At 62.7% G+C, this 8,650-nt stretch carries 16 protein-coding genes, 1 tRNA gene and 1 pseudogene; 7 read left to right on the top strand and 11 right to left on the bottom strand.

Features of this window, described 5'->3' with window-relative positions; translation table 11 throughout:
* Position 1 precedes the first annotated feature (1 nt).
* From SPHS8_RS02070 to SPHS8_RS02055, 4 genes are read right to left on the bottom strand one after another with little or no spacing between them, the layout of a single operon-like run.
* The gene (locus tag SPHS8_RS02070; protein WP_201513671.1) at positions 2 to 256 is read right to left on the bottom strand and encodes a hypothetical protein; all 255 of its coding nucleotides are present in this window, start codon (positions 254 to 256) and stop codon (positions 2 to 4) included.
* A complete protein-coding gene (locus tag SPHS8_RS02065; protein WP_201513670.1) occupies positions 253 to 624 on the bottom strand; it encodes a hypothetical protein in 372 nt (123 codons plus the stop codon). Before SPHS8_RS02065 ends, SPHS8_RS02070 begins: the two co-directional genes overlap by 4 nt.
* The gene (locus SPHS8_RS02060; protein ID WP_201513669.1) at positions 621 to 1,136 is read right to left on the bottom strand and encodes a winged helix-turn-helix domain-containing protein; all 516 of its coding nucleotides are present in this window, start codon (positions 1,134 to 1,136) and stop codon (positions 621 to 623) included. The genes SPHS8_RS02065 and SPHS8_RS02060 overlap by 4 nt, the downstream gene beginning before the upstream one ends.
* A 3-nt stretch (positions 1,137 to 1,139) precedes the next feature.
* Complete coding sequence (locus tag SPHS8_RS02055) at positions 1,140 to 1,634, bottom strand: phage regulatory CII family protein (RefSeq protein ID WP_201513668.1); 495 nt, start codon at positions 1,632 to 1,634, stop codon at positions 1,140 to 1,142.
* A gap of 111 nt (positions 1,635 to 1,745) precedes the next feature.
* On the opposite strand from SPHS8_RS02055, the gene SPHS8_RS02050 reads away from it, so the two are divergent.
* Positions 1,746 to 1,964: a hypothetical protein gene (locus tag SPHS8_RS02050; RefSeq protein WP_201513667.1), complete on the top strand. Its 219-nt coding sequence runs from the start codon at positions 1,746 to 1,748 to the stop codon at positions 1,962 to 1,964.
* Here SPHS8_RS02050 and SPHS8_RS02045 read toward each other — a convergent pair.
* On the bottom strand, positions 1,954 to 2,322 hold the full coding sequence (locus SPHS8_RS02045) for a primase-like DNA-binding domain-containing protein (protein ID WP_201513666.1): 369 nt from the start codon (positions 2,320 to 2,322) through the stop codon (positions 1,954 to 1,956). The genes SPHS8_RS02050 and SPHS8_RS02045 overlap by 11 nt on opposite strands.
* A complete protein-coding gene (locus SPHS8_RS20305; RefSeq protein WP_236574928.1) occupies positions 2,319 to 2,576 on the bottom strand; it encodes a hypothetical protein in 258 nt (85 codons plus the stop codon). Before SPHS8_RS20305 ends, SPHS8_RS02045 begins: the two co-directional genes overlap by 4 nt.
* Positions 2,577 to 2,666: 90 nt before the next feature.
* On the opposite strand from SPHS8_RS20305, the gene SPHS8_RS02040 reads away from it, so the two are divergent.
* Complete coding sequence (locus SPHS8_RS02040) at positions 2,667 to 3,281, top strand: helix-turn-helix domain-containing protein (protein ID WP_236574927.1); 615 nt, start codon at positions 2,667 to 2,669, stop codon at positions 3,279 to 3,281.
* Here the strand turns inward: SPHS8_RS02040 and SPHS8_RS02035 are convergent.
* Positions 3,244 to 3,651 (bottom strand): HIRAN domain-containing protein, encoded by a 408-nt coding sequence (locus SPHS8_RS02035; RefSeq protein ID WP_201513665.1) that lies wholly within the window; start codon positions 3,649 to 3,651, stop codon positions 3,244 to 3,246. The genes SPHS8_RS02040 and SPHS8_RS02035 overlap by 38 nt on opposite strands.
* 142 nt (positions 3,652 to 3,793) lie before the next feature.
* Between SPHS8_RS02035 and SPHS8_RS02030 the strand changes: the two genes are divergently transcribed.
* The 5 genes and pseudogenes from SPHS8_RS02030 to SPHS8_RS20300 form a co-directional block, all read left to right on the top strand.
* Positions 3,794 to 4,243 carry a hypothetical protein gene (locus SPHS8_RS02030; RefSeq protein WP_201513664.1) on the top strand — a complete coding sequence of 150 codons (450 nt, stop codon included), beginning with the start codon at positions 3,794 to 3,796 and terminating at the stop codon, positions 4,241 to 4,243.
* The gene (locus tag SPHS8_RS02025) at positions 4,240 to 4,410 is read left to right on the top strand and encodes a hypothetical protein (protein WP_201513663.1); all 171 of its coding nucleotides are present in this window, start codon (positions 4,240 to 4,242) and stop codon (positions 4,408 to 4,410) included. The genes SPHS8_RS02030 and SPHS8_RS02025 overlap by 4 nt, the downstream gene beginning before the upstream one ends.
* A 132-nt stretch (positions 4,411 to 4,542) precedes the next feature.
* Positions 4,543 to 4,755 carry a hypothetical protein gene (locus SPHS8_RS02020; RefSeq protein WP_201513662.1) on the top strand — a complete coding sequence of 71 codons (213 nt, stop codon included), beginning with the start codon at positions 4,543 to 4,545 and terminating at the stop codon, positions 4,753 to 4,755.
* On the top strand, positions 4,748 to 5,125 hold the full coding sequence (locus SPHS8_RS02015; RefSeq protein ID WP_201513661.1) for a hypothetical protein: 378 nt from the start codon (positions 4,748 to 4,750) through the stop codon (positions 5,123 to 5,125). The genes SPHS8_RS02020 and SPHS8_RS02015 overlap by 8 nt, the downstream gene beginning before the upstream one ends.
* Before the next feature lie 116 nt (positions 5,126 to 5,241).
* A pseudogene (locus SPHS8_RS20300) lies at positions 5,242 to 6,261 on the top strand (recombinase family protein); the annotation flags it as partial.
* Here SPHS8_RS20300 and SPHS8_RS20295 read toward each other — a convergent pair.
* The 4 genes from SPHS8_RS20295 to SPHS8_RS01995 all read right to left on the bottom strand — a co-directional run bounded on the left by SPHS8_RS20295 (position 6,166) and on the right by SPHS8_RS01995 (position 8,640).
* Positions 6,166 to 6,372: a hypothetical protein gene (locus SPHS8_RS20295; protein ID WP_236574926.1), complete on the bottom strand. Its 207-nt coding sequence runs from the start codon at positions 6,370 to 6,372 to the stop codon at positions 6,166 to 6,168. The pseudogene SPHS8_RS20300 and the gene SPHS8_RS20295 overlap by 96 nt on opposite strands.
* Before the next feature lie 457 nt (positions 6,373 to 6,829).
* Positions 6,830 to 6,903: transfer RNA gene (locus SPHS8_RS02005), tRNA-Gly, on the bottom strand.
* A gap of 100 nt (positions 6,904 to 7,003) precedes the next feature.
* The gene (locus SPHS8_RS02000) at positions 7,004 to 7,270 is read right to left on the bottom strand and encodes a hypothetical protein (protein WP_201513660.1); all 267 of its coding nucleotides are present in this window, start codon (positions 7,268 to 7,270) and stop codon (positions 7,004 to 7,006) included.
* Positions 7,267 to 8,640, bottom strand: coding sequence for a hypothetical protein (locus SPHS8_RS01995; protein ID WP_201513659.1), 1,374 nt, complete (start codon positions 8,638 to 8,640; stop codon positions 7,267 to 7,269). The genes SPHS8_RS02000 and SPHS8_RS01995 overlap by 4 nt, the downstream gene beginning before the upstream one ends.
* Between the last annotated feature and the right edge of the window lie 10 nt (positions 8,641 to 8,650).

The raw sequence follows: 8,650 nt of genomic DNA, 5'->3' as shown, positions 1-8,650 counted from the left end.
CTTATGGCTGTCTCGAATGGGGCGCGGGGGCGGCGCTGATTGCCTGGGCGCCCTCCCCCGCTATGCCGCCGCCGTTAAGGGGGCCGGAGGCGGCAATCTGATCTTGTGTGTCGCGGTCGATTTCGTCGGCCCATCGCTCGGCAGTGTCGAACGTGATGCCGAATATCTCGGCCAGATCGGCCAGCATGCAGCGGCCGACCTGGTTGTACCGTGCCTCGAAGTGACGGCGGGTGATGATCATGTCGACGAAGGTCACCGGCGCGCCTCCATCTCAAGCTGGGCGGCGACCTCACGCGTGGCGAGCGCCGCAGCGATCGCGGCAACCAGCTGCTCCGCCTCCTGCTCGCAGATCTCGGCCATGCCGTCAGGCGTTGCGAGGAGAACCTGCCGCGTGGCTGGGCGGTACACCGCCATGATCCCATTCGCGAAGCGCCACTGGGCGCGCCGGGGCAGGCCCCGCTGCGCCCGATGTTGCTCCATCGTGCCAGCATCGACGCAGCCGACGCAGAAATAGACGGGGCTGTAGCCCGGGGTGCGCACCACGTCCCAGCCAGCCGGCAGGGCAGCGTCGGACAATCCCTGCACCATCACGGTGCAGCCATGACATTGCACCATGTCGCTCACAGCAGAGCCCTCCGCGTCTTTTTGCCTGTGGCGACGATCGTCACCACCCGGCGTTCAATCGGCGACGGCTCCTCGACGACGATATCGCCAGCCGCGACCAATCGGCGCATCCGGTAGCTCGCCGCCACCGCGCCGGAGAGGCCGACGCGCCGCGCCAATTCCGCGTTCGTTGGGCACGGCTGCGCCTTTTCAGCCGCCGCCGTCAGGATCTTCATGATGAGCCGCTCGGCGGTGCGCCGCCCCTTGATCTCACGCCGGGAAAAGCGGCCCCGATTCTGCGGTTCCCGCTCGCGGGCACGCTCCGAATGACTGTCTGGCAGACGCTGCGCGATGAAACGAAAGCCGCCGGTCACCCGCTTGGATGTCATGGCAACCAGCCCTTCCTCATGCATGGCACGGACTGCCGCCGCGATCGTGTCGGCCGGGCGAGCGCCAAGCGAATAGACGACATCCTCCCCGGGACGCGCCTGCCGCACCCACGCCCGCATCTGCTCGGGGCTCATCAGCTGCATGCCCTAGCGCTCCCCCTTCGGTGTCAGCAGGCGCCGATCGAGCGCAGCCAGCGTTTCCAGCATCGCCTGGATGTCGGCGCGGATCGCGTCCTGCTCGCGCGGCGAGATCTCTTCGCCCTGCTCCCCCTGCGCACTGATCGCGGAACGAATGCTGTCCGACAGATCGCCAAGCTCGCCCGCCAGCTCCACTACCGTCAGGGTAAGGCCGTTGGCATCGTCCTGCGGCTCAGGCATCGGCACGAAGACGCCACCAAGCTGGCGGCACATCGCGCGCAGGATGAAGGGGTGGCCGTCCACTCGCGATCCCAGCAGATCGACGGTGACCGCGTCGCGCGCCGTGATGCTGTCGGGTTCATTAACGGAACTGCACCGTGACAGCTGGCTCTTCCTGACTGCGGTTTCCTCTGCGCAGCGCTCCAGCCCGCCAGCCGCTTCGATCGCGCGCTTGGTAGCCAGCGCCAGGGCCTTTTCCCCGCTCGTGATATCCCCCTGCGGCATGGTCAGGCATGCCCTCCGGGGACGCGGCAACAAATATTCAGAACCGGATCCTGAACCGCGCCCCCTTCGGCTATCGTGGCGCGCTCGAATCGACCACGAAGGAGAATTGAATTGACCACCGCCACCAGTGACGGGACCGCAGCGATCGCCTTCATCACCGCGATGCTGAAAGAACTGGATGTGCGCGATCCCGGCTTCGCCAACGCGGTTTTTCGCCGCATCGAAGCCGACATTGCACTGCATGAAGGTGCGCCCGGGTTCCAGGAACCGCTGGAAGATGCCTTGGAGCTAATCAGGCCGGAGGTGCAGCGGGCGTCCATTACTGGCTGACCTCGTCAGCCAGGCGAATGCCGATCCACTGCAACCCGTTTTCCGTGGAGCGCTTGTCGAACCCCTTGTCGAGCATGGCCTTGCTGACACCCTTGGGCGTCCATTCGCGGGCGCCGGTAGCTCTACACCATGCAAGGAAGCGTTCGTAAAAATGCGCTGACGGCACATGCGCTTCCGCATCCACCACGGCGCAGTCAGCAAGGAACTGCCCAAGCGGATCGGCGCCCATATCTGCCGACGGGGCACTGCCCACGACGAAATCGCTATATGCCCGCGCCCTCTCCAGCGCGTTGTCGCTTGGCGCCCCCCGCATGGCAAGCCTCAGACATTCCAGACGCAGCAACCGATCGCAGATCATGCCCCCAACTCCACTGATTGAGGGGAATTTTCCCCGTTGTTTCCCGGTGACGTTGCCTGAGCCGTTTCCGTATCAACTGGGGGATTGGCAGCCATGAACTTCCGCACCCGATCTTCGGTGTCGCGGAAAGTGCGGCGCCCCTTGCGAAGTTGACGGACAAAATGACGGTCGTTCAGAGCCCCATCACCAAAGGCAGTAGGAGCCATCCCAGTTTGGGCCAAATAGGCCTCAACGGCTTGGAGCAAATCAGTCATATGTCGGGCTATAAGTGTGATGTATCACACCGTCAAGGTGTGATGCTTCACTTCTACCCTGGGCATGCACGTTTGTGTGATACGTCACACATGCAGAACCTGTCTGAAGTCGATCGCGTTCGCGAAGCCCTGCGCAATTTGATGGAGCGCCGTCAGATCAAATCGAAGCCGTTAGCGAAAAAAGCAGGCTTAGGTGAGACGTCCGTCCGAGACTTTCTCGATCGCGAAGGGTCGGATGTAAAGCTGGGCACGTTGCGCCGACTAGCCGATGCACTCGACGCCCCTCTGGAGGACCTTCTGGGATTTGAGCAGGTGCCGATCACCGGTCGCGTAGGCGCAGGCGGATCCATTGTATTCGATGAGACCTCGGGCATTGAGACTGCGCCCCGCCCACCAGGCGCAGTAGGACCGTTGGAAGCCTTGGAGGTCGTCGGCGATTCCATGCTCCCTCGTTATTCATCGGGAGACATTGTGTACATCAGCCGTCAACACGATGGCGTGCTGGAGCACTACATCGGTGAGTATTGCGCCGTGCGGTTGGCGACAGGCGAAACGTACATCAAGCTACTGGCACGAGGCAGCAGGCCGGGCTTTCACACGTTACGTTCTCTAAATGCGGCGGACATCGAGGACGTGGAAGTGACTTGGGCGACGCCGATCATATTTGTCATGCCGCGCGCTGGTCGGACCCTGCTTCAGAAGTGACCCAGTAACGGAAGCCTCCCTTTGGCGGTTCAGGCGGAAGTTGGTCTGGGAAATAGGATGCAACGATCACGTCATCGTCGCAAATCGCAACGCTGATCGTCACGCCTAGCATGCACGACCGGGCCATGCCGATGCTTGAAATAGATCCAGAAACGCCGCGCCCCCTTTCGTGAATGACTGCCCGCAACCAGCTGCTTCGCGGAATGTAGCCGATGGTAGAGCCCGCCGAATTTTCTACTCGCAGGGCCATTTCGTCATAAGGATTGTCGGGCTCATGCACGAAGCGGACGGCTTGCCCAGCATAGCTTTCCGAAAGGGCCTGCTGGTAATTTGACACGCCTACTACCCGCACAAAATAGACTTCATCCACGACTCGCCACCTCCTTCGAACACCTCCAGATTCCGGAACCATAAGAACATTTCAAGAACCTTGTGATTGATCACACCATATTCACTTGACGAAGTGTGATGCATCACACTATCACGGCCTTCGACATCAATGGAGGCTCGACATGCTTCAGTGCGAAAACCATTTCCCCTACCCCGGCAGCATTGCGCTCTTTCTGGGGCTGCGCTGGCGCGTTCTTAGCCATGCCGCCGACGGGACGGCCCATATTGCCCGGGAAGGTGCCGCAGCCAGCCTAAGCCGACGCGCCAACATCAGTGAGTTGGTCGATCCGAAGATTGCCGACGATAACGCCATGATCGCGCTCACCGATGCCAGCGAGGCAGGGAAGCGCATCGGCCTGTTCATCGCGCGCCATCTACGCGATGCGAATGAGATCGGCTTGCTCAGTCTATCGCGAGACCTTGCCACCGCCGCGCAGGAAGGCCGCATCCCCGCCCCGCGCGACAACGTCCAGATTTCGCAGCTGCTGCGCCGCCTTGGCTGGCGCAAGGCTGGCCATATCGGCGCTGGCTATGACCGCACGCCCCTCTACGTGCGCGGAGCGGTTCAGTGAGCGCATTCAGCCAGATCGCCGCGGTCATCTTTGTCAGCGCCTTCCTGCTCGCAGGCTGGACGATCGGCAGCATGTTCGCGGCCTACCGACACAAGATCGCGGCGGCCCTGCTGTTTGAGCCGATGCCGCGCGACCAACCGGTGACCCGTCTTGTTCAACGGCCCTGAATCCAACGGACGCTTCAGTCCCGTCATTCCCGGCTTGATCGGCCTTGGCGCTGCATGCGTGTGGTTCGCCGTGTTCCCGGTCATGGCTCGCCTGTGTGCGTGGGCTGACGCACTGATCACAAGGATTTTCCTGTGAGCATGGAATATATCCGCAGGACTTACGGCGTACCCGCGAAGGTGGGCGGCCGGGTCAATTGGCGAGGCGGGCGGCATCCTGTCGCTGGCACGATCACCGGCAGCACAGGTGCCTACCTGATGATCCGCCTGGATGGGCAGCACCACGCCATGCCGTACCATCCTGATTGGTTCATTGAATATATCGAAGCGGAGCCAGCAAATGTCTGAGCCTTCGCCAGCCCAGCTGCACCAGTTCGCTCAGGACGAACGCGCACGCCGCAAGGCTGCATTTGCAGATGCTGGGCAGGCGCAGTCCGATCGCGCGCGGCAGGACGATATCCTCTGGTCGAACATCGAGCAGATGGCTGGTTGCCATGCGGGCGATGCCGCCTGTCTGAAGCGCCAGCCGACACAGTGGAACCGGGCGGAGCGCATCACGATGGCGCGCAGCGCGTGGGCAACCGCGTGCAAGGCGGAAACCAGCCTCGACACGTCGATCGCCGCGAATGGCGCGAAAATCACCGCTCTGTGGCAACTCTACCGGTGGCTGAAGCCCGCTGGCTGGTCGCCCTACTTTGATGAGCCTGCCAATGGGTAAGCACGTCTCCATCGCTCCGCTCGACCCCGATGTGGTCGAATTTGTGAAAGCGCTCGCGCGTGCTACATCGGCCCGCGATTTTGCCGCAGCCCGAAAAGGTCGAAAGCCCAACACCCATGCGGACCCTGATCTACGCCCGATATTCCAGCCATCTGCAAAATAGCCGGTCGATCGAAGATCAGATCGCCGTCTGCCGCGAGCGCGCCGAGCGCGAAGGCTGGCAAATTATCGACATATTTACCGATTACGCGATCAGTGGAGCTGCAGGCATTGAAGAAGGCCAGCGTCCCGGCCTCAACGCCATGCTCGCGCGCGTCGAATCGGGCGGCATTGATCAGGTGCTGGCGGAAGCCACAGATCGCATCGCCCGCCACCAGGGAGACGCCTTCGCGATCCGCGAGCGGCTGAACTATGCTGGCGCCCGCCTTTTTACCCTGTCCGACGGCGAAGTCGACGACATTACGGGAACGATCAAGGGCCTCATGGATGCCCGTTTCCGGAAGGAACTGGGCGCTAAGATCAAGCGCGGGCAACGCGGCACCGTGTCGCAAGGTCGCGTGCCAGCCGGGCTCGCCTATGGCTACCGCACCGCCAACCAGGTCGACGGCCGAGGCAACCTACTGCGCGGCCTGCGCGTCGTAGATGAAGAGCAGGCCGCGATCGTTCGCCGGATCTTCCGCGAAGTCGCCACCGGCAGAAGCACGCGCGCGATCGCCGCTGGCCTAAACGCCGACGGCGTGCCGGGCCCGAGGGGTGGCGAGTGGCGCGGCAGCACGATCCATGGCGATCGCCAGCGCATGAACGGGCTGATCCAGAATCAGATCTATATCGGCAAGATCGTCCACAATCGCACCAGCAAGGTGACGGACCCACGCACCCGCAAGACACTGATCAAGCCCAATCCCGAATCGGAGTGGATGAGCGAAGACGCGCCGGATCTCCGCATCATCGACGACGAGCTATGGAACGCTGCCCAGGCCGCGCGGGCCAAGACGGAAGGCGTTACCTATCGCAAGGCAAAGCGGCCAAAGCGCCTACTGTCAGGCATAGGTCGGTGCGGATGCTGTGGCGGACCATGGAACGTCATCGGTGATGGTGTCTGGGCATGCGGCGCCCGGCGCGACGGATCCAACTGCTCGAACAATCGCACGATCCGAAACCACCTGTACGAACAGCGCGTGCTGGAGGCGCTGCAGGAAGGCCTGCTGGATCCGCGCTATGTCGCCATCTTCGTGAAGGAATATCATGAGGACCTTGCCCGCCGCTCGGCCGAGATCAAGGCGGAGCGTTCAGTCCTGGAGCGCAAGTTGCGCAACTCGACTGACAAAGTGAAGCGCCTCGCGGCTGCTCTAGCCGACGGTGCTGGCGAATTCATGGAAGTGCGCGAGATCATGACCAAGGCAGCGAAGGAACGGGCCGAAGCGGAAGAGCAGCTGGCCAACCTCGAAGCCTTGCCGGTGATCGCCCTGCACCCAAAGATCGCCGACGACTACCGCGAACAGATCAGCGCGCTGAGCGAAGCGCTGGCGGGCAACGCCGAAGCCCAGCTGGAGGCCATCCCCCGCCTGCGCGCCTTGATCGATACAGTGACCATCACCCCCGCCAAGACGCCCCGTGGCGTCGAGATCGAGGTATCTGCGCGCCTGCGCGCAATCATCGGTCTAGCCAGTGGCAGACCGCTTGATGAGGAACTTATGTTTCAGGTGGAGCGGGTGAAGGGAATCGAACCCTCGTCACTTGCTTGGGAAGCAAATGCTCTACCATTGAGCTACACCCGCGAAGCGTTGAATTTGCTAGATAAATTGGCGTTTCTGCCAATCTGTTCCAACATGGGGAATGTTGGAATTCCAACATGCCCGCTACGTCGCTGAGCCGCCCTTAGCTTGCGCGGCTTTCTTGATCAAGAGAATAGGCCTTGCCGGTGGTGTCGATCACGCGCGGCGGATTGGCGATCGCTCCGGTGGTGATGACGATCCCCATGAACTTGCGGGCCGTCCCGCGAAGCGCCTGTTTGCTGACAAGCCAAGGGCCGCCATTGCGCTCAAGTTCGGAAACTGAATGCTCATCGATGTAGATCCGCGCCGGTTGCCCGCCGGCGGCGTGGATCTCAGATATTACGCGGCAGATCCGCTCCGCCACGGTCACGCGCTCTTGCTCCGCTCGATCGGCGTGACGTTGCTGCGTTCGCTGCGGAGAGCGATTGCCTTGCCGGCCATCTTCGTCGTGCGCGGCATGTAGGTTTCGAGGATCTTGCGCGTATGGTCCAGCTGGTGGCCGGTGATCGACGCGATCAGATGGTCCTCGATGCCGAGCTCGCCGAGCCAAATAACAGCCGTGCGGCGCAAGTCTCGGAACTGCAGGTCGGCTATCTCCGTCGCCAATTCCTCTTCGCCATTCGCAAGCGCCTTGTCGACGGCCGTGGCTCGGATCCGCTGGACGGCGCGCTGGAAGCGGGTTTGATGCCATGGGCGGGGCACCAGGCTGTCGCGGAACATGGCGGCGATCGTCGGCTCGGTGGGCTCAATGCCCTGTTCGCGGCATTGCGCTTCCAGCTGCCGCTCTAGCTGGGTGCGATCGCGGAAGTGCGTCGGGATCCAGTTCTCATGCAGCAGCAGCGTCGAACCAATGCGCCGCGCCTGGTCGGCAGCCTGCTCCATCAAGCGGCGCGTCTGGCCGACGATCGGGATCTCCACCCATATGCGGGTCTTGCCCTGGCGCAGGCGAATGCCCCAGACGCTAAGCGTTCCGTCCGGGCCCGGCTCGGCCAGGCGCTCGAAATCTTCCGGGTTCAGCTTGTGGCGCGGGATCTCGATCCATTTGCCTAGCGAAAGCAGCAGGATGTCCTCCTCGCGCTGGCCGACTTCGCGGCCGAGGTGGAGCGCCAGCGCTAGGCCGGGCTGTCCCTCGTCCAAGGCGGCCTGCGTCATCAGGTCCATTGCGGCCGTCGACCAGGACTGATCGCGCGAGGGCGGCGTCGGCACTTTCTGGTTCGCTGCCGGGTTCTTGGTGTCCTCCGGCAACAGGCCATTGTCTATGCCCCACTGCAGCAGACTGTGCAGGATGCGCATGGTGGCGGCGGCGCGGTGGTGCTTCACCTCGCCCTCCTTGTCCGGCTTCATGAGCACGTCGCGCAATTTGCGAACGCGGGTGCGATCGATGTGAGCGAGCTGCTCCGGTCCCGCCCAGCGCTGGATGATGCTGAGAACCGATCGCTGCTGGTTCTGGGTTTTCAGGCCGAGCTGCGGCAGGCGCTCGCTTCTGTAGCGATCGAGCAGCTGATCCATGGTGCCGCCCTTGATGTATTTCTTGACGGTGCGCGGCTTCGCGCCGCCCGATCGCCACTGTTCGATCTTGTCGTTCTGCGCCTCGGCCGCGCGCATCGCATCGCGCAAGTCGGTGCCGAGCGGGATGGAAAGCCAGCCCGCCTTTTTCAGCGTCGCCGAGGGTTGCCAGTAATGATAGGTTTTCTTGCCCCGCCGCTTGATGACCAGGCCGGGGATCTCGATCTTTGCCATTGGAAGCCTT

The sequence above is a fragment of the Sphingobium sp. S6 genome (genome assembly GCF_905120495.1).
In the GTDB taxonomy this organism is placed as follows: Bacteria; Pseudomonadota; Alphaproteobacteria; order Sphingomonadales; family Sphingomonadaceae; genus Sphingobium; species Sphingobium agri.
This window is presented reverse-complemented; position numbering and strand designations above follow the sequence as displayed.

Bases quoted from the DNA above. Each gene is read 5' to 3' on its own strand.
- SPHS8_RS02060 (WP_201513669.1), bottom strand. From the start codon at position 1,136: ATGCAGCTGATGAGCCCCGAGCAGATGCGGGCGTGGGTGCGGCAGGCG.
- SPHS8_RS02055 (WP_201513668.1), bottom strand. From the start codon at position 1,634: ATGCCGCAGGGGGATATCACGAGCGGGGAAAAGGCCCTGGCGCTGGCT.
- SPHS8_RS02045 (WP_201513666.1), bottom strand. From the start codon at position 2,322: ATGATCTGCGATCGGTTGCTGCGTCTGGAATGTCTGAGGCTTGCCATG.
- SPHS8_RS20305 (WP_236574928.1), bottom strand. From the start codon at position 2,576: ATGACTGATTTGCTCCAAGCCGTTGAGGCCTATTTGGCCCAAACTGGG.
- SPHS8_RS02040 (WP_236574927.1), top strand. From the start codon at position 2,667: ATGCAGAACCTGTCTGAAGTCGATCGCGTTCGCGAAGCCCTGCGCAAT.
- SPHS8_RS02030 (WP_201513664.1), top strand. From the start codon at position 3,794: ATGCTTCAGTGCGAAAACCATTTCCCCTACCCCGGCAGCATTGCGCTC.
- SPHS8_RS02015 (WP_201513661.1), top strand. From the start codon at position 4,748: ATGTCTGAGCCTTCGCCAGCCCAGCTGCACCAGTTCGCTCAGGACGAA.
- SPHS8_RS20295 (WP_236574926.1), bottom strand. From the start codon at position 6,372: ATGATATTCCTTCACGAAGATGGCGACATAGCGCGGATCCAGCAGGCC.
- SPHS8_RS01995 (WP_201513659.1), bottom strand. From the start codon at position 8,640: ATGGCAAAGATCGAGATCCCCGGCCTGGTCATCAAGCGGCGGGGCAAG.